The organism is Methylorubrum subtropicum (assembly GCF_038442325.1).
Classification (GTDB): domain Bacteria; phylum Pseudomonadota; class Alphaproteobacteria; order Rhizobiales; family Beijerinckiaceae; genus Methylobacterium; species Methylobacterium subtropicum.
In genome coordinates this window covers 161,093-179,927 of record NZ_JBBXMW010000009.1, presented here as the reverse complement: position 1 = coordinate 179,927, position 18,835 = coordinate 161,093, and the positions used below count along the sequence as shown (strand labels likewise).

14 protein-coding genes are annotated in these 18,835 nt (G+C 69.5%); 10 read left to right on the top strand and 4 right to left on the bottom strand.

Going from position 1 to position 18,835, the window contains the following annotated elements; genetic code table 11:
* Positions 1 to 192 precede the first annotated feature (192 nt).
* From AAHG03_RS14675 to AAHG03_RS14645, 7 genes are all read left to right on the top strand, one after another.
* The gene (locus tag AAHG03_RS14675; protein WP_342151417.1) at positions 193 to 351 is read left to right on the top strand and encodes a type II toxin-antitoxin system HicB family antitoxin; all 159 of its coding nucleotides are present in this window, start codon (positions 193 to 195) and stop codon (positions 349 to 351) included.
* Positions 352 to 376: 25 nt separating this feature from the next.
* On the top strand, positions 377 to 1,300 hold the full coding sequence (locus AAHG03_RS14670) for a D-alanine--D-alanine ligase (RefSeq protein ID WP_342151416.1): 924 nt from the start codon (positions 377 to 379) through the stop codon (positions 1,298 to 1,300).
* Positions 1,267 to 2,205 carry a cell division protein FtsQ/DivIB gene (locus AAHG03_RS14665; protein WP_342151415.1) on the top strand — a complete coding sequence of 313 codons (939 nt, stop codon included), beginning with the start codon at positions 1,267 to 1,269 and terminating at the stop codon, positions 2,203 to 2,205. The genes AAHG03_RS14670 and AAHG03_RS14665 overlap by 34 nt, the downstream gene beginning before the upstream one ends.
* Positions 2,206 to 2,267: 62 nt before the next feature.
* Positions 2,268 to 3,590 carry a cell division protein FtsA gene (gene ftsA, locus AAHG03_RS14660; protein ID WP_342151414.1) on the top strand — a complete coding sequence of 441 codons (1,323 nt, stop codon included), beginning with the start codon at positions 2,268 to 2,270 and terminating at the stop codon, positions 3,588 to 3,590.
* 108 nt (positions 3,591 to 3,698) lie between these two features.
* Positions 3,699 to 5,483, top strand: a complete 1,785-nt coding sequence (ftsZ, locus tag AAHG03_RS14655; protein ID WP_342151413.1) for a cell division protein FtsZ — start codon at positions 3,699 to 3,701, stop codon at positions 5,481 to 5,483.
* Between the two features lie 337 nt (positions 5,484 to 5,820).
* On the top strand, positions 5,821 to 6,768 hold the full coding sequence (lpxC, locus tag AAHG03_RS14650; protein ID WP_342151412.1) for a UDP-3-O-acyl-N-acetylglucosamine deacetylase: 948 nt from the start codon (positions 5,821 to 5,823) through the stop codon (positions 6,766 to 6,768).
* Between the two features lie 165 nt (positions 6,769 to 6,933).
* Positions 6,934 to 7,812 carry an outer membrane protein assembly factor BamD gene (locus AAHG03_RS14645; protein WP_342151411.1) on the top strand — a complete coding sequence of 293 codons (879 nt, stop codon included), beginning with the start codon at positions 6,934 to 6,936 and terminating at the stop codon, positions 7,810 to 7,812.
* A gap of 123 nt (positions 7,813 to 7,935) precedes the next feature.
* Here the strand turns inward: AAHG03_RS14645 and AAHG03_RS14640 are convergent, their stop codons facing one another.
* Entirely contained in the window at positions 7,936 to 8,922 is a 987-nt protein-coding gene (locus AAHG03_RS14640; RefSeq protein WP_342151410.1) for a glycosyltransferase family 2 protein, read from the bottom strand.
* A gap of 152 nt (positions 8,923 to 9,074) precedes the next feature.
* On the opposite strand from AAHG03_RS14640, the gene recN reads away from it, so the two are divergent.
* Positions 9,075 to 10,772, top strand: a complete 1,698-nt coding sequence (recN, locus tag AAHG03_RS14635; RefSeq protein ID WP_342151409.1) for a DNA repair protein RecN — start codon at positions 9,075 to 9,077, stop codon at positions 10,770 to 10,772.
* A gap of 214 nt (positions 10,773 to 10,986) precedes the next feature.
* Here recN and AAHG03_RS14630 read toward each other — a convergent pair whose 3' ends face one another.
* The 3 genes from AAHG03_RS14630 to AAHG03_RS14620 form a co-directional block, all read right to left on the bottom strand.
* Positions 10,987 to 11,280 carry an RNA polymerase sigma factor region1.1 domain-containing protein gene (locus AAHG03_RS14630; protein ID WP_056244240.1) on the bottom strand — a complete coding sequence of 98 codons (294 nt, stop codon included), beginning with the start codon at positions 11,278 to 11,280 and terminating at the stop codon, positions 10,987 to 10,989.
* 51 nt (positions 11,281 to 11,331) lie between these two features.
* On the bottom strand, positions 11,332 to 13,644 hold the full coding sequence (locus AAHG03_RS14625; protein ID WP_342151408.1) for an FdhF/YdeP family oxidoreductase: 2,313 nt from the start codon (positions 13,642 to 13,644) through the stop codon (positions 11,332 to 11,334).
* A gap of 178 nt (positions 13,645 to 13,822) precedes the next feature.
* On the bottom strand, positions 13,823 to 14,809 hold the full coding sequence (locus AAHG03_RS14620) for a hypothetical protein (RefSeq protein WP_412759747.1): 987 nt from the start codon (positions 14,807 to 14,809) through the stop codon (positions 13,823 to 13,825).
* Between the two features lie 414 nt (positions 14,810 to 15,223).
* Here AAHG03_RS14620 and dnaK point away from each other — a divergent pair, with 414 nt between their 5' ends.
* Both dnaK and dnaJ read left to right on the top strand, forming a co-directional pair.
* Complete coding sequence (dnaK, locus tag AAHG03_RS14615) at positions 15,224 to 17,140, top strand: molecular chaperone DnaK (protein WP_342151406.1); 1,917 nt, start codon at positions 15,224 to 15,226, stop codon at positions 17,138 to 17,140.
* Between the two features lie 404 nt (positions 17,141 to 17,544).
* Complete coding sequence (gene dnaJ, locus AAHG03_RS14610; RefSeq protein WP_342151405.1) at positions 17,545 to 18,702, top strand: molecular chaperone DnaJ; 1,158 nt, start codon at positions 17,545 to 17,547, stop codon at positions 18,700 to 18,702.
* Positions 18,703 to 18,835 lie beyond the last annotated feature (133 nt).

The window sequence follows — 18,835 nt, the reverse complement described above, 5'->3', positions numbered from 1 at the left end:
CCCTCATCCTGAGGTGCCGCGAAGCGGCCTCGAAGGAGGGCTCCAGGGATCGCTGAGCGAACTGGAGCCCTCCTTCGAGGCTCCGCTGCGCTTCGCACCTCCGGATGAGGGTGTGGGGTTGGACAAGAACCTGAGTTTGGTCGCATCGCGTGGAATGAATCGGGTCGAAAGGGCTCCGCGGAGACAGGATTGATGCGCTACGCCGTCGTCATCGAGCGGGCCGGAGACGGTTTCTCTGCCTACGTGCCCGATCCGCCGGGCTGCATCTCCACCGCGGCAACGCCCGAGGCGACGGCCGAACCATGCCGCGGCATCCGCGCCCCGCTCGGGCCGGGCCCAAGCGAGACCTGACCTCCCCACTTTCCGGAGCCAACCCATGTCCAAGCACGTCGCCGTCCTGATGGGCGGCTGGTCTTCCGAGCGGGAGATCTCGCTCCGCTCCGGCACCGCCTGCGCCCGCGCGCTGGAAGGGGAGGGGTTCCGGGTGACGCCGGTCGATGTCGGGCCCGACATCGCCACCGTGCTGACCGAGCTGCGGCCCGATGTGGCGCTGAACGCGCTCCACGGGCCGGCGGGCGAGGACGGCACCATCCAGGGCCTGCTCGAAATCCTGAAGATTCCCTACACCCATTCCGGCGTGCTGGCCTCGGCGCTCGCCATGCACAAGGAGCGTGCCAAAACGGTCATGCGCGCGGCCGGCGTTAGCGTGCCGGAGGGCCGCGTCGTTAACCGTCATGATGCGGCGAAGTCACACCCGTTAACTCCCCCGTATGTCGTGAAGCCCATCGCCGAGGGCTCCTCCATGGGGGTCATCATCGTGCGCGACGAGGCCTCCGAGCCGCCCCGGATCCTGGCCTCGGACGAGTGGACCTACGGCGAGGAAGTCCTTGCGGAGACTTACGTTGCCGGCCGCGAGCTGACCTGCGCCGTGATCGGCGACCGGGCGCTGGGGGTGACCGAGATCAAGCCGGTGTCGGGGGAGTGGTACGACTTCGACGCAAAGTACGCCGGAGGGGGGTCGATTCACGTCCTTCCCGCCGACCTTAAACCAAATGTTTACCAGCGTGTCCAAGAGTTGGCGTTAACGGCGCATCAAGCACTGGGATGCCGTGGCGTCAGCCGTGCCGACCTACGTTACGACGACACGCCGGGGGGAACCGGCGCCCTCGTCGTGCTGGAGGTCAACACGCAGCCCGGCATGACCCAGACGAGCCTTGTGCCGGAGATCGCGGCCCACGCAGGCCTGAGTTTCGGTGAACTCGTCCGATGGATGGTGGAGGACGCTTCTCTCAGCCGCTGAACGCTTCCGGCCTCGGAAGCGGCGGAGCCCCCGCGGGGTTCCGGCTGCGGCTGCCCCGGGTTCTGCGGCGGTTCTCCGCCCGGCGCCTCCGCGCGGCCGCGCCGATCGAGCAGCGCGTGCCGCGGCTCGCCGGCATCGCCCTGGTCTCCGGCCTGTCCGGCGTGCTGGCGCTCGCCGGCTTCGTGGCGAGCGGGCGCTACGACGCCTTCGTCGTCGAGAACGGCCGGCCGCTGGACATCGCCGCCCGAATCGCCGGCTTCGGCGTCGAGCGGGTGACGATCACCGGCATCTCGCGGATGTACGAGCGCGAGGTGCTCTCCGCCGCGGGAATCGACTGGCGCTCCTCGGTGCCGTTCCTCGATCTCGACAAGGCGCGCGAGCGGCTGCTGGCCGAGCCGCTGATCGCCAGCGTGTCGGTGCGTAAGCTCTATCCCAACGAGATCGTCATCAATCAGGTCGAGCGCGAGCCCGCCGGCCTGTGGCAGCGCAACGGCGAGATCCAGGTGATCGCCGCCGACGGCACCGTGATCGACGAGATGCGCGACGAGCGCTACGTCAACCTGCCCTTGGTCGTGGGGGAGGGGGCCAATGCCCGCCTCACCGAATACCTCGGCCTGATCGAGGCCGCAGGTCCCCTCGGGACCCGCATCAAGGCCGGCACCTTCGTCTCGGGCCGGCGCTGGACGCTCAAGCTCGACGGCGTCGACATCCGCCTGCCCGAGACGGGGGCCGCCGAGGCGCTGACCCGTCTCGTGCGGATCGAGCGCGAGAACCGCATCCTCGAACGCGACATCATCGCCGTCGATCTGCGCATGGCCGACCGCGTCGTGGTGCGCCTCACCGAGGAGGCGGCCGCCGCCCGCGCCGAGAGCCGCAAGAAGCCGAAGAAGGCGACGCCGACATGAGCGCGCCCTGCCGCACTGCCCTCCGCACCGTCCCCCGCCGTGTTCTCGCAAAGTAGCGTCCGATGCAGACCCCCCACTGCCTCACGCCGCGCCTGAAGCCGCTCTCCGCCCGCCGGAGCGCGACGATGTCGGTGCTCGACATCGGCACCAGCAAGGTCGTGTGCCTCATCGCCGAACTGCAGCCGGCCGAGGCGGTCTCGACCCTGCGGGGCCGCACGCATCTGGCCCGCATCATCGGCATCGGCCATCAGCGCTCGCTCGGGCTGAAAGGTGGCGCTATCGTCGATCTCGAAGCCGCCGAGGGCGCGATCCGTCACGCCGTTCACGCCGCCGAGCGGATGGCCAAGGCCGAGGTCCAGTCGGTCATCGTCAACATCTCCGGCGGGCGCCTCGCCTCGCAGCATTTCGAGGCGCGGGTGAACGTCCGCTCCGGCACCGTCACGGGCGCCGATGTCGAGCGCGTGCTGGAGACCGCGAGCGCCCACGGCGTCAGCCCCGGCCGCGCCGTGCTCCACGCCCTGCCGACCGGCTACGCGCTGGACGGCCAGGGCGCGGTGATCGATCCCTCGGGCATGATCGGCGACGCGCTCGGCGTCGATCTCCACGTCGTCACCGCGGAAGCGGCCGCCGCCCGCAACCTCATGCTCGCGGTCGAGCATTGCCATCTCGGCGTCGATGCCGTGATCGCCACCCCCTACGCCGCCGGCCTCTCGGCGCTCGTCGACGACGAGGCCGAACTCGGCTGCGTCGTCGTGGACATGGGCGGCGGCACCACCAGCGTCGGCGTGTTCACCGGCGGCCATCTCGTCCATTGCGATGCGGTGGCGGTCGGCGGGCATCACGTCACCATGGACATCGCCCGCGGCCTCTCGACCCGCGTCTCCGTCGCCGAGCGGCTGAAGACCCTCTACGGCTCGGCCATCGCCACGGCCTCCGACGAGCGCGACATGATCGCGGTCCACGGCGTCGGCGAGGACGAGGGCGAGGCCCCCTCCCACGTGCCGCGCTCGCAGCTCGTGCGCATCGTCAAGCCGCGGGTCGAGGAAGTGCTCGAACTCGTGCGCGACCGCCTGCGGGGCGCGGGCTTCGGCGCGCAGGCCGGGCGCCGCGTCATCCTCACGGGCGGCGCGAGCCAGCTCGTCGGCCTGCCGGAGACGGCCCGGCGCATCCTCCAGGGACAGGTCCGCATCGGGCGCCCGCTCGGCATCCGCGGCCTGCCCGAGGCCGCCAAGGGTCCCGCCTTCTCGGCCGCGGTCGGCATGCTGGTCTACCCGCAGGTCGCGCATGCGGAGCATTTCGAGCCGCGGGGGCAGGGCGCCTTCGCCGGCACGGGAACGGACGGATACTTTTCGCGGGTCGGTCGCTGGATCCGGGAAAGCTTCTGAAGAACGACCCGCCCGGCCGGAAGGTGAAGGGCGGGGAAAAAACAGGGCAGGCGTCCTCAGGGCGTCGATCAGACAATCTTTCAAGCAGTCACGAAGGGCACGACCACCATGGCCATCTCTCTTCAGGCTCCCGACATCCGCGAGCTCAAGCCCCGCATCACCGTCTTCGGCGTCGGCGGCGCGGGCGGCAACGCCGTCAACAACATGATCGAGTCGGGGCTGCTCGGCTGCGAGTTCGTCGTGGCCAACACCGATGCCCAGGCGCTCACCTCGTCGAAGGCCGAGCGGGTCATCCAGATGGGCATCGGCGTCACGCAAGGGCTCGGCGCGGGTTCGCACCCCGAGGTCGGCTCGGCCGCGGCGGAAGAGGTGATCGACGAGATCCGCGACCAGCTGTCCGGCGCCCATATGTGCTTCATCACCGCCGGCATGGGCGGCGGCACCGGCACCGGCGCGGCCCCGGTCATCGCGCGCGCGGCGCGTGATATGGGCATCCTGACGGTCGGCGTCGTGACGAAGCCCTTCCAGTTCGAGGGCATGCGCCGGATGCGCACGGCCGAGGCCGGCATCCAGGAGCTTCAGGCCGCGGTCGACACGCTGATCGTCATCCCGAACCAGAACCTGTTCCGCGTCGCCAACGAGAAGACCACCTTCGCCGACGCCTTCGCGATGGCCGATCAGGTGCTCTATTCGGGCGTGGCCTGCATCACCGACCTGATGGTCAAGGAAGGCCTGATCAACCTCGACTTCGCCGACGTGCGCGCGATCATGCGCGGCATGGGCAAGGCGATGATGGGCACCGGCGAGGCGTCGGGCGAGAACCGCGCCAACCGCGCGGCCGAGGCCGCCATCGCCAACCCGCTCCTCGACGAGGTGTCGATGAAGGGCGCCCGCGGCCTGCTGATCTCGATCACCGGCGGCTCGGACCTGACGCTGTACGAACTCGACGAGGCCGCCACCCGCATCCGCGAGGAAGTGGATCAGGACGCCAACATCATCCTCGGCGCCACGTTCGACGAGAGCCTCGACGGCATCATCCGCGTGTCGGTGGTCGCCACCGGCATCGAGCCGGCGCTGATCTCGGCCGATTCGCCGAACAACCCGGAGATCGCTCAGACCGAGCAGCGCATCGCCGAGGTGGCCGAGCGCCTGCGCGCCGAGGCCCGCGCCCGCGCGTCCGCCGCCCTGTCGCCCGCGAGCCCCACCGCCGCCCCGCTCCACGCCCAGCGTCCGGCCCCCGAGCCGGTGCGCGCCGCCGAGCCGGCCCCGGCTCCGCGTCCGGTGATGCCGGAGGCGGTCGCCCCCGAGCCGGTGCGTGCGGAGACCTTTCGCGCCGACACGTTTCGTCCCGAGCCGGCCCCGATGATGCACCACCACGACGTGATGCTGACCCAGGCCCCGGCCCGCGTCGCCGCCCCGGCCTACGAGCCGCCGGCCCCGGTCGCGCCCGTTCAGGACGCCGCCCCGCTCGGTGCCGGCCCCTACGTGCCGCCGCGCCCGCAGCTCGCCCGGCCCCCGCGCATGCCGCAGATCTCGGACCTGCCGCCCCACACCCAGGCGCAGATCCTCAAGAGCCGCGGCGACGAGCAGGCGCATGAGCCCGCCCCGGACTCCAAGCGGATGACCCTGCTGCGCCGGCTCGCCACCGTCGGCTTCGGCGGTCGCCGCGAGGAGGCCGAGGCCGCTCCCGCGCCGGCCCCCCGCGCCGCCGCCCCGGCCCCGTCGATCCCGGCGCCTCGCGTCGAGCACGCGGTTCGCGCGCCGGCCCCCCAGGCGCCGCAATATCGCCCGGCCGCCGGCAACCTCGACCCGCAGGGTCGCGCCCTGCCGCCGCGAATGATGGAAGACGACCAGCTCGAAATCCCGGCCTTCCTGCGCCGTCAGGCGAACTGAAACGCCTCGCCCTGATGGGCTGACGCCGCGCGTCATCCGTCAGTGGGTTATTTCGGCCACAGACCCGGAACCGTAAGGTTCCGGGTTTCATGCGTTGTTAACGCACTGCGTATAAAAGGCTTTTCAAGGATCGTGGCGAAACCGTGGCTGTAACAGATCGTAAGAATCCGTGATTTGGCCGAGGTGTGCGCCGCAGCTATACACACCTCCGGAACGACGAAAGGCGCGAACGGCGGTCACAGCCGAAGCGCTCGCAGGGGCTTCAAGCAGCGGACGGACTTCACGCATCGTGCCTCCACAAGGGGTCGCGCGAAGGATCCTGGCCGAGGGCTAAGGTATGCGGACGAACCAACAAACAACCATCAAGGCGTCCGTGACCCTCACCGGCATCGGCGTCCACTCCGGGAACCCGGCGGAGATCACCCTCCATCCCGCCCCCGCCAACCACGGTATCGCTTTCCTCCGCACGGGCACGCCCACCGGCAACGACCGGCTCATCAAGGCCCACTACGCCTGCGTCTCCGCCACCGAACTCTGCACCGTCATCGGTGACAACGAGACCGGCGCCGTCGCCACCATCGAGCACCTGATGTCCGCCCTCTACGGGCTCGGCATCGACAACGCTCTGGTCGAGATCGACGGCCCCGAGATGCCGATCCTCGACGGCAGCGCCCGCCTCTTCGTCCAGGCCATCGACGGCGTCGGCGTCACCACCTGCGGTGCCCCGCGCCGCTGGATCAAGGTGCTCCAGCCGGTCCGGATCGAGCAGGGCCGCGCCTTCGCCGAACTCCGCCCGCTCGACCGGGGCTTCCGCCTCGACGTGGAGATCGACTTCGAATCCCCGGTCATCGGCCGCTCGCGCAAGACGATGGACCTGACGCCCGCCGCCTACCGCAAGGAGATCGCGGGCGCCCGTACCTTCGGTATGATGAAGGACGTCGAGCGCTACTGGAAGGCCGGCTTCGCGCTCGGCGCCTCCCTCGACAATACGGTCGCCGTCGGCGAGACCGCGGTGGTCAATCCCGAGGGCCTGCGCTACCCGGACGAATTCGTCCGCCACAAGTTCCTCGACGCCGTCGGCGACCTCGCGCTCGCCGGCCTACCGATCCAGGGCGCCTACCGCTCCTATTGCGGCGGCCACCGGATGAATGTCGGCATCCTCGCGGCCCTGTTCGCCGACCGCGCGAACTACGCCATCGTCGAGGGCCAGGGCACCCGCCGCGAGCCCGCGCGGGCCGAGTACGGCACCGCCCTCGGGCTGGCCGCCTTCGCCGCCGAACTGTAACTCTCAAGACACAGGTCCGCCGCTCCGGCGCTCCGCACGGGATTCCTTAACGTCTCGTGGGAACCTGCCGCTTTCGCGCCAGAATCGGACCTCAACGCTAGAGCCTGCGCGTAGGACGCGTGCCGCTCCCAACGGTGGCCCGTGCCTGACAGGGATTTGACCGCGATGCCTCTGACCTTCCCGACCCGTGGCGCGATGGCGGCCGTGCTCCTCAGCCTCGGCGCCGGCCTCGGCGGCTGCGACGCCCTCGATCCGACGAACCTGTTCGCCGAGAAGTACAAGCCCGAGGTGGTCGCCGACACCCCGGCCGACAAGCTCTACAGCGACGGTCTCGCCAAGATGGAGGACCGCGACTACGACGGCGCGTCGAAGACGTTCGACCAGCTCGACAAGCAGTATTCCTACTCCGACTGGTCGCGCAAAGCGCTGCTGATGACCGCCTACTCGAACTACGAGGGCGCGAAGTACGACGACGCGATCACCGCCTCGAAGCGCTACCTCCAGCGCCATCCCGCCAGCAAGGACGCGGCCTACGCCCAGTACCTGATGGCGATGTCGCAGTATAAGCAGATCCCGGACGCGACCCGCGATCAGGAGCGCTCCGAGCGCGCCCTCGTGGCCCTGACCGAACTCGTCCAGAAGTACCCGACCTCGGAATACGCCACCGACGCCAAGGCCAAGATCCAGATCACCCGCGACCAGCTCGCGGCGAAGGAGATGGAGATCGGCCGGTTCTACCTCGAGAAGCGCTCGTTCCCGGCGGCGATCAACCGCTTCCGCGACGTGATCTCGAAGTACCAGACCACCCGCCACACCGAGGAGGCGCTGGAGCGTCTGGTCGAGGCCTACATGGCGCTCGGCATCACCGCGGAGGCGCAGAACGCCGCGGCCGTGCTCGGTCACAACTTCCCCGACAGCCCCTGGTACAAGGACGCCTACGCGCTCCTGCAGACCGGCGGCCTGGAGCCGCGCGAGGAGAAGGGCTCCTGGCTGAGCCGCGCCTTCCGCACCATGACCGGGCAGAAGACCGCCTCGGCGCAGTAAGGCCTCCCCGCATCGCGCGCGGGAGACGGACGAAGCCTTCAGGCGGCGTCCCGGATTTCGAATCCGGGGCGCCGTCTTCGTTTCCGTCCTCGCGCGCCGATGCTCCGGCTCGGGGTAAGCACCTCAGATGAGCCGGTCGATCCGCCGCTCGATCTGCTCGGAATGGGCCCTCGCCGCGGGCAGGGCATCGGTCAGCTCGCCGTAGCGGGTGCAGACATCGGACAGGAAGCCGATGAGCGCGCGCACCGACTGCATCTCGGGGTCGTACGGGGGCGTGTAGCGGAGGGGGCCGCCGCGATAGTCGATCGGATCGTGGATGACGCAGCGCTCCTCGTTTTCCCGCTCGATGAGCCGTCTCGACCGGAGCACTTTCCCGGGACGGTCCCTGAGAAGCTCGAACGGCTCGCAATAATGGGCCGAATGACGCCGCTCGAGGCATTCCCGGCCGGCCGTCAGCACCTTGGCCCATCCGCGCACGTTCTTCGTGACGTACTGAGCCGTACTCCTCACCGAGAAATGGGCGATCCAGAGCCGCGGCTCGGTCACGATCGTGCCGCGGCTGCCCTCGGGCAGGAACACGTCGTGCTGCCCCTCCAGCACGAGACCCTTCTCCTTCCCGAGCCGCCAGCTCGCGATCACCTTGCCGCCCGGCATCACCTCGGTGCGATGCGTGATGCGGCGCGGCACGAGAGTGTCGGTCGCGTCGTCCTGGCTCCTGTAATTGTAATGCGCCCAGGGCATCCGGACCGCGGCGACGTTCCCGCCGGAATTCTCCAGCTCGCCGAGATAGGCCCTCAAGCCCCCCGGTAGCTGCCGATCGTCGTAGAACTCGTCGCTGTCGAGGCAGGCGACCCAATCCGCGTCGTGCCGGTCGACCGCCTCGTTGTAGAGCCAGTTGTTCATGTCGCGCTCGGAGAAGCAGATCGACGGCGATCGGTAGACCGTCAGCGACAGACCCTCCTCGGCGAGACGCCGGAGGATCTCGACGGTCCCGTCGCGGCTTCCGTTGTCGAGGACGACGTGGTGATCGACGAAGGCCGCGGCATGCCGGATGAAGGCCTCGATGATGTCGACCTCATCGAGCACCCGACTGACCGCGACGATCCGCATGCACCTGCTCCCCGTCACGTCTCACGCGATGAGCGACACGCTCTGAGGCGCGACCGAGCGTCGTCATCGACCCCGTGACACTTTCCGGATGAAGTCGCCTCGGCTTACGGCTAAACCCACGCGCACTTCAATAGGGGCTCTGGCGCCGCTTCATGCTCGTCCAGCTCGCGATCCGCGACATCGTTCTGATCGACAAGCTCGACCTCGCCTTCTCCGGGGGGCTCACCGTGCTGACCGGCGAGACCGGCGCGGGCAAGTCGATCCTGCTCGACGCCTTCGCCCTGGCGCTCGGCGGGCGCGGCGACGGCGGGCTCGTGCGCCACGGCGAGGCGCAGGGGGGCGTCACGGCCGTGTTCGACGTGGCCCTGGACCACCCCGCCCGCACCCTCGCGGCGGCGGCCGAGATCGACACCGACGGCGACCTGATCCTGCGCCGCACCCAGTTCGCCGACGGGCGCACACGCGCCTTCGTCAACGACCAGCCGGTCGGCGTGCAGACCATGCGGGCGATCGGCACCGCGCTCGTGGAGATTCACGGCCAGCACGACGACCGGGCGCTGGCCGACCCCACCACGCACCGCGCCATCCTCGACGCCTTCGGCGGCCTGCAAGGCCCGCTCGCTTCGGTCGCGGCGGCGGCCAAGCGCGTGCGCGCCGCCCGCACGGCGCTCACCGAGCAGCGCGCCCGCGTCGAGGCCGCGCGGAAGGAGGCCGACTTCCTGCGCCACGCGGTCGAGGAACTCGGCGCCCTCGATCCGCAGGCGGGCGAGGAGGCGAGTCTGGCCGAGCGCCGCACTCTCATGCAGCAGGGCGAGAAGGTCGCCCGCGAGCTGAACGAGGCGCTCGACCTCGTCGGCGGCTCGGGCTCGATGGTGCCGCATCTTTCCTCCGCCGTGCGCAAGCTGGAGCGCCGCGCCGCCACCGTGCCGAGCCTGGTCGAGCCGAGTATCGCGGCCCTCGACGCGGCGCTGACCGCGCTGGACGAGGCCCGCACGGCGCTCGACGCGGCGGTGCTCGCCGCCGAGTTCGATCCGCGCGAGCTGGAGCGCGTCGAGGAGCGCCTGTTCGCGCTGCGCGCCGCCTCGCGAAAATACGCGGTGCCGGCCGACGACCTCGCCGACCTGCGCAGCCGCTACGACGCCGACGTGGCCGCGCTCGACGCGGGCGAGAAGGCGCTTTCGGGGCTCGAAGCCGAGCAGAACGCCGCGGAAGCCGCCTACGCGGCAGCCGCAAAAAAGCTCGGCGACGGGCGCCGCCGCGCCGCCAAGGCGCTCGACGCCGCGGTCCAGGCCGAGCTGCCGCCGTTGAAGCTGGAGGGCGCCCGCTTCATCACCCAGATCAGCGTGGACGAGGCCTCGCGCGACGCCGCCGGCACCGAGCGGGTCGAGTTCTGGGCGCAGACCAATCCGGGCACCCGCGCCGGCCCGATGATGAAGGTCGCCTCCGGCGGCGAACTCTCGCGCTTCATGCTGGCGCTGAAGGTGGTGCTGGCCGGCAAGGGCTCGGCCCCGACGCTGATCTTCGACGAGATCGACACCGGCCTCGGCGGCGCCGTCGCCGACGCCATCGGCGCCCGCCTCGGGCGGCTCGCCGCGCAGGTCCAAGTGGTGGCGGTGACCCACGCTCCCCAGGTGGCGGCGCGGGCCGGCACGCATTTCCGCATCGCCAAGGATAGTGTGAAGGGGGGAGCCAAGGCGAAGGGCAAGGCCGAGGACCGCGTCACCACCCGCGTCGTCGGCCTCGCCGCGGAGGCCCGCCGGGAGGAGATCGCCCGCATGCTCGCCGGCGCCACCATCACGGACGAAGCCCGTGCGGCCGCCGCGCGGCTGTTGCAGGGGGCGGAGGGCTGAGAGGGCGCGCCGGCCCCGTCAGACCCGCGCCGTCATTGCGAGGCGAAGTCGAAGCAATCCAGGGCGCGCGTTTTTTCGGAATGGGCGCGACCGAGACGATGAGGCGGCGACGTGAGCGACCTCATCCGTGAGTGCGGAGCGCTGGATTGCTTCGGCTCCGCCTCGCAATGACGGGTTCGGTGGGGAAGCGTCGCGACCATCCGGCCTCCGAGCCTCAATCGCCCTCGTCCAGCTCGATGCCGTACTCGGCCAGCACCCAGAAGATCGCTTCGAGATCGTCCGCGGTCACGTCGCGGGGCGGCAGCGCCTCTTCGAGATCGTCGTAGGTGAGCGAGCGGCGCCGCTCCGCATCCGCCTTGGCGAGCAGCCGATCCACGGTCATGCGGATGTCGGCCGGCAAGGCGTCGTGACTCGGCAGCACGACCCCGCCCGCCGGGCGCAAGGCGTCGCTGAGCAGGCGGTCGATGATCGCCTGCCGCCGCGCATGGGCTCCGTCCGGTCCATCCATGTGGCGGAATATGGACCGGCGCGGGCCGGCGTCGAGTCCGATCCGACCCCGTCAGGCCCCCTCAGTCGCGCCCTGCATGACTGACTTGCTGATCCGCACCGGAATCGCCTTCGCGGCCGGCACCTTCGCCTGCACGTCGTGGTGCCAGAGCGGGATCAGCACGTTCAGCTCCGGGTAGTAGCCGCCGCAATTGCCCTCGGGGATGTCGTAGCGGACGATGCGCAGGCCGCGGACCTCGCGGGCGAAGCCGTCGGAGGCGTCGGTGGCCACGTCCACCGTCTCGCCGTCGGTCAGCCCGAGGCGGGCGATGTCGTTCTCGTTCATGAACAGGATGTCGCGGGTGCCTTTCACCCCGCGGAAGCGGTCGTGGTAGCCGTAGACCGTGGTGTTGAACTGGTCGTTCGAGCGCAGCGTGATGAGGTCGAGCACGTCGTGCCCGCGGGCCGGCATGTCGGGGTCCTCCTCCAGCCCGTCCGGCGGCACAACGAAGTTGGCCTTGCCGGTGTCGGTGTCCCACTTGCGCTCGCGCGCCGCGACCGGCTTGTGCTGGCCGCCGGGTTCGAACAGGCGCGCGTTGAAATCCTTGAATTTTTCGGGGTAGGTCGCTTCGATGGCGTCGCGTACCTTGGCGTAATCTCCGACCCAGGCATCCCAATCGACCGCGCCGCCGGGCGGCAGCGTCGCCTTGGCGAGTTCGGCCACGATCCAGGGCTCGGACCGGACGTGGTCGCTGATCGGGGTGGCCACGCCCTTGGAGCCGTGGAAGCAGGAGGTCGAATCCTCTATCGACACCGCCTGCGGGCCGCTCCTCTGCTCGTCCACCTCGATCCGCCCGAGGCAGGGCAGGATGTAGGCGATTTCGCCGTTGACGAGGTGGGAGCGGTTGAGCTTGGTCGAGACCTGCACGGTCAGCCGCTGGCCGCGCCACGCCTCCTCCATCCGCCGGGTGTCGGGCACCGCGCGGACGAAATTGCCGCCGAGGCCGATGAAGGCCTTCACCTTGCCGTCCACGATCGCCTCGCAGGCCTCGACGGTGTTGAGGCCTTTTTCCCGCGGCGGCTCGAAGCCGTAGAGTTCCTTCAGCTTGTCGAGCGGCACGAGTTCGGGATCGTCGGCGATGCCGACGGTGCGCTGCCCCTGGACGTTCGAGTGCCCCCGCACCGGGCAGATGCCGGCGCCGGGCCGGCCGATATGGCCGCGCAGCAGCAGCAGGTTGACCAGCATCTGCACCGTCTCGGTGCCGCGGCGGTGCTGGGTCAGGCCCATGCCGTAGATGCCGATCACGGCCTGCGCCCGCGCGTAGACGGCGGCCGCCGCCTCCATCGCCTCGCGCTTGAGGCCGGATTTCGTCTCGAGGGACGTCCAATCGAGGCGATCGCAGAATTTCTCGAACTTTTCGAAGCCGTGGGTGTGCTCGGCGATGAAGGCGACGTCGAGCACGCGCGGGCGGCCTTCCGCTTGCGCCGCGCGGTCGGCGGAAAACAGCGCCTTGCAGATGCCCGCGATCGCCGCGATGTCGCCGCCCGCCTTCACCTGATGGTACTGCGTCGAGATCTGCGTCGAGGATTTGGTCAGCATCTCGACGGGCGATTGCGGGTTGGTGAAGCGCTCCAGGCCGCGCTCGCGCAGGGGATTGAAGGTGATGATCGGCACGCCCCGGCGGCGGGCCTCCTGCAGCGGATGCAGCATCCGCGGCGCGTTCGAGCCGACGTTCTGGCCGAAGAACAGGATCAGGTCGGTCGCCTCGAAATCCTCCAGCACCGTCGTCCCGACCGGCACGCCGATCGATTGCGGCAGCGCCTTGGAGGTCGATTCGTGGCACATATTGGAGGAGTCGGGCAGGTTGTTGGTGCCGTAGAGCCGCGCGAACAGCGCGTACATATAGCTCGTCTCCAGCGAGGCTCGGCCCGAGGCGTAGAACACCACCAATTTCGGATCGAACCCCTTCAGCTCGCGGCCGATCTCGGCGAACGCCTCCTCCCAGGCGACCGGGACGTAGCGGTCGCGTTGGCGGTCGTAGCGCAAGGGGTGGGTGATCCGGCCCTTCTCCTCCAGCGCGTAGTCCGACCACGTCAGCAGTTCGGTGACGGTGTGGCGCTCGAAGAAGTCGGGGCCGATGCGCTTGCGGGTCTGCTCCCAGGCGGTCGCCTTGGCGCCGTTCTCGCAATACTCGAACGCCGCGGGCTTGGCCGGCTTCGACCACGCGCAGGACACGCACATGAAGCCGCCGGGCTTGTTCTGCTTGAGCAGCATCGCCGCGCCGGTGACCGGGATTTCCTCGCGCGTCAGGATGTCCACGAGCGAGCGGGCCGAGCCCCAGCCGCCGGCCGGGTCGGTGTAGGCTTCGATCTTCTGGTCGGTCATGGCGCGCTCGCGAGGCTCCGGTGGCCTCGGCGCAACAGGATGGGCGAAAGCGGAGTTCCGGCCCGCGGTGACGCGGCCTTAGAGACGCCGACCTGATTGCATCAGGTCGGCGTCTCTAAGTTTCTGTTTTGCCGCGCATTCTTGCGACGAACCGGTGTCCACTTCGTCGGAATGCACTCTATTGCTCGCCGAACGGATCGCCGCCGCCGGCCGCGTCCGGGTTCACCCCATCGACGGCGGGTTTGGGCTTGCGCGCGCGGGGCGGGGGCGTGTTCGACGCCGTCGGGCTCGCGGTGTTGGCGCCGAGCCGGGCGGCGAGCGCGATCGCCCGCGCCTCGGTGTAGCGCACGTGGCAATAGCCGTGCGCGCCCTCGCGGGCATAGGTGCGGCAGGCCTGCTCGCGGTCGGAGGAGAAGGCCGCCTGCTCCTGCACGATCGGCCGGACGTCCTGGCCGCGGGCGCGCTGGGTCATCAGCTTGAAGTTGTCGCGCACGGCCTTGTCGGCGACGCCGCGGGCGGTGTCGAGTTCGCCCGCCTGCGGGATCAGCGCGGCGGCGCCCGGCCCCCACAGGCCGGTCGGCGTGGTGGCGCAATCCTGCGCCGTGAAGGTGCAGACCTTGTCGCCGAGCGGCGTCGCCAGCACGCTGCCGTCGAGGATTTCGAGCTTGAGCGGGCATTCGGGCGCGTTCGCCGAGAAGCGCGACACGCCCTGCGAGCGGCCCTCCGCCGTCAGCGCCACCGGCTTGCCGGCGTTGAGCTTGACCGCGCAGGCCTCGGTCGGCTGCGAGACCTTGGTGCCCGGCAGCGTCATCAGGGCGGTGTAGCCCGCGCCCGCCTTCTCGATCTTGAGCGCACCGTTGAGGCCGTTGAGCATCAGATCCTGGCCGACGACGTTGTCCTCCGCCGGCACCTTGAGCACCACCGGCTGGCGCGGCACGGGCGGCGCACTGGGCCGCGTCTCGGCACCCTCGCCGGGAAGCGCCGGCGCGACGGGTGCACCGGGCTCGCCCGGCACGGCCGCCGGCGGCGGGGCCGGCACGTTGCGCGGCGGAGCCGGGGGCTTGGCCGCCCGGCCGATCCCGAACAGCTCCTCGAAAAAGTTTTGGGCGTTGGCGCCAGCAGGGTTGAACATCGCGACGGCGGCCACGGCCGCGACCAGAGCCATGCGCGGGCGGCGGGTGGGACTTGACGAAACGGACAGTCGCATCAGGCAGTCGCGATCCTGGCTCGGGGCCGGTCGTTGAGGGAATCTTCACGCTCTCTAGCACGCCACCCGTGGCGCGGGCGTGGCAGCCTGGCAACGGGGAAGGGTCGCCTTCCACGCGTCGGCTCCCGAAAAACCCGCACGGAACACGGGATTGTGGGATGGGGTTCGCGCGTCTCCGCTCGTTCTTGCGGCGACGTAGCCGTCTTCTTATATGCGCCGAGACACGGGACGAGGCCTTGAGAGCGCACCCTGCCCCGGGAGCCGCGCTTCGGATCCATCCCGTTCTCAAGCCTGGAAGTTTTGTACCGCCATGGGTCGAGCTGCTTCGGGGCTCGGCGGTCTGCTTGAAACAGCGAACAGAGGGATCCCACCATGGGTAAAGTGATCGGTATCGACCTCGGAACCACCAATTCCTGCGTGGCCGTCATGGAAGGCACGCAGCCGAGGGTCATCGAGAATGCGGAGGGCGCCCGCACCACCCCGTCCATCGTCGCCTTCACCGACGACGGGGAGCGCCTCGTCGGCCAGCCGGCCAAGCGGCAGGCCGTGACCAATCCGGAACGCACGTTCTTCGCGATCAAGCGCCTGATCGGCCGCACCTACGACGATCCGCTGACGCAGAAGGACAAGGGGCTCGTCCCCTACAAGATCGCCAAGGGCGACAACGGTGACGCCTGGGTCGAGGCCGACGGCAAGAAGTACTCGCCCTCGCAGATCTCCGCCTTCACCCTGCAGAAGATGAAGGAGACCGCCGAGTCGCATCTCGGTCAGCCGGTGACGCAGGCCGTCATCACGGTCCCGGCCTACTTCAACGACGCCCAGCGTCAGGCCACCAAGGACGCGGGCAAGATCGCCGGCCTCGAAGTGCTGCGCATCATCAACGAGCCGACGGCGGCCGCGCTCGCCTACGGCCTCGACAAGAAGAAGGCCGGCACCATCGCGGTCTACGACCTTGGCGGCGGCACCTTCGACGTATCGATCCTCGAGATCGGCGACGGCGTGTTCGAGGTGAAGTCCACCAACGGCGACACCTTCCTCGGCGGCGAGGACTTCGACAACCGCGTGGTCGAGTACCTGACCGCCGAGTTCAAGAAGGAGCAGGGCATCGACCTGACCAAGGACAAGCTCGCCCTCCAGCGCCTCAAGGAGGCCGCCGAGAAGGCCAAGATCGAGCTGTCCTCGGCCACCCAGACCGAGATCAACCTGCCCTACATCACCGCCGATGCCTCGGGCCCGAAGCACCTCGCGCTCAAGCTCAGCCGGGCGAAGTTCGAGTCGCTGGTCGACGACCTCGTCCAGCGCACGATCGAGCCGTGCCGCAAGGCGCTCAAGGATGCGGGCGTGTCCGCGTCCGAGATCGACGAGGTCGTGCTCGTCGGCGGCCAGACCCGCATGCCCAAGGTGCAGGAGGTCGTGAAGGCGTTCTTCGGCAAGGAGCCCCACAAGGGCGTCAACCCGGACGAGGTCGTCGCCATCGGCGCCGCGGTCCAGGCCGGCGTGCTTCAGGGCGACGTGAAGGACGTGCTGCTGCTGGACGTCACCCCGCTCTCGCTCGGTATCGAGACGCTCGGCGGCGTGTTCACCCGCCTGATCGACCGCAACACCACGATCCCGACCAAGAAGTCCCAGGTCTTCTCGACGGCGGAAGACAACCAGAACGCGGTCACCATCCGGGTCTTCCAGGGTGAGCGCGAGATGGCGGCCGACAACAAGCTGCTCGGCCAGTTCGACCTGATGGGCATCCCGCCGGCCCCGCGCGGCATGCCGCAGATCGAGGTGACCTTCGACATCGACGCCAACGGCATCGTGAACGTCACGGCCAAGGACAAGGCGACCAACAAGGAGCACCAGATCCGCATCCAGGCCTCCGGCGGCCTCTCGGACGCGGACATCGAGAAGATGGTCAAGGACGCCGAGGCCAACGCCGAAGCCGACAAGAAGCGCCGCGAACTCGTCGAGGTGAAGAACCAGGGCGAGAGCCTGATCCACGCCACCGAGAAGTCGGTTGCGGAATACGGCGACAAGGTCTCGGCCGCCGACAAGGGCGCCATCGAGTCCGCCATCGCCGCGCTCCGCACCGCGCTGGAGGGCGAGGATACTGAGGGCATCAAGGCCAAGACCAACGACCTGATGCAGGCCTCGATGAAGCTGGGCGAAGCGATGTACGCCGCCTCGCAGAACGAGGGTGCGCCGGGTGAGGGGGCCTCGGCGTCGGCCGAGAAGAAGGACGACGTTATCGACGCCGACTTCCAGGAGGTCGACGACAAGGACCAGAAGAAGCGCGCCTAAGATCGTAGGCGCGACGCGAGAACGACCCTCCCCCACGGATATCGGGCTTGCCCGATATCCGCATCCCAAGTGCTCAAGTCGGGCAAGCCCGACTTGAGGTGGGGGAGGGTGCCTCGCGGATGCGAGGCGGGAGAGGGGAGCGACGGTCCCGGAGAGTTCGCCTTCGTCGGCGGCCGAGCGGAACCGTCGCTCCCCTCTCCCGACCCCCTTCGGGGGCCACCCTCCCCCGCGGAGGGGGAGGGCAACGCTGCGGCGGTTCACGGGAAAAGATCGCGCGCGAGCCGGACCCGCGCATCTTCCCGGATACGAACACCCGAATGATGCGCTAGAGACGATTCGTCCGAGCGGAATCGCGAATCGGCCGCTGCGCCTGGTCGGGCGCGGACGAGGTTTGAAGGCTGGGAATGTCCAAGCGGGATTACTACGAGGTTTTGGGCGTCGCCAAGACCGCCACGGAGAGCGAACTCAAGGTCGCCTTCCGCAAGCTCGCCATGGTCCATCACCCGGACCGCAATCCCGGCGACAAGGAAGCCGAGATCAAGTTCAAGGAAGTCAACGAGGCCTATCAGTGCCTCTCCGACGGCCAGAAGCGCGCGGCCTACGACCGCTTCGGCCATGCGGCCTTCAGCCAGGGCGGCGGCGGGGGCGGACCCGGATTCGGCAACGAGTTCGGCGACTTCATGTCGGATATTTTTGAGAATTTCTTCGGCGACGGGCGCGGCCAGCCGGGCGGCGGTGGCCAGCGCGGGCGCGGCCAGCCGGGGCGCGAGCGCGGCGCGGACCTGCGCTACAACCTTGAGATCAGCCTGGAAGAGGCGTTTTCCGGCAAGACCGAGACGATCCGCATCCCCACCTCCATTGCCTGCGAGGTCTGCTCGGGCACCGGCGCCAAGGCCGGCTCGAAGCCGCGGGCCTGCCCGACCTGCGGCGGCTACGGCCGGGTGCGGGCGGCGCAAGGCTTCTTCGCCATCGAGCGCACCTGCCCGAACTGCCACGGCCGCGGCGAGGTCGTGGACGATCCCTGCACCGCCTGCTCCGGCGCCGGCCGGGTCAACCGCGAGCGCACGCTGTCGATCAACGTGCCGGCGGGCGTCGATGACGGCCTGCGCATCCGCCTCGCGGGCGAGGGCGAGAGCGGCCTGCGCGGCGGGCCGGCGGGCGACCTCTACGTCTTCCTATCGATCAAGCCGCACACCTTCTTCCAGCGCGACGGCGCCGACCTGTTCTGCCGCGTGCCGATCTCGATGGTGACCGCCGCGCTCTCGGGCGAGATCACCGTGCCGGTGATCGACGGTTCGCAGACGCAGGTGCGCATCCCGGCCGGCACCCAGACCGCCAAGCAGTTCCGCATCAAGGGCAAGGGCATGCCGGTGTTGCGCTCGCGCGAGGTCGGCGACCTCTACATCCAGGTCTCGGTCGAGACGCCGCAGAACCTGACCAAGCGCCAGCGCGAGCTGCTGCAGGAGTTCGACCAGTCGGCCTCCGACGAGAACCACCCGGAGAGCGCGGGCTTCTTCTCGAAGGTCCGTGACTTCTTCGTGAGCGGCGCCGGGCGCCCGTGAGTCGATCGGCCGGGATCAAACGCGCATGCAACCCGGTTATGCACCCGGCTGCCGCCCTCGGCGGCCACGCGGGGCGTCTCCGCCCTACAGGAAGGCCGGCCTTGACGGGGTGCGGGTTTTCATCGTCTAGAAC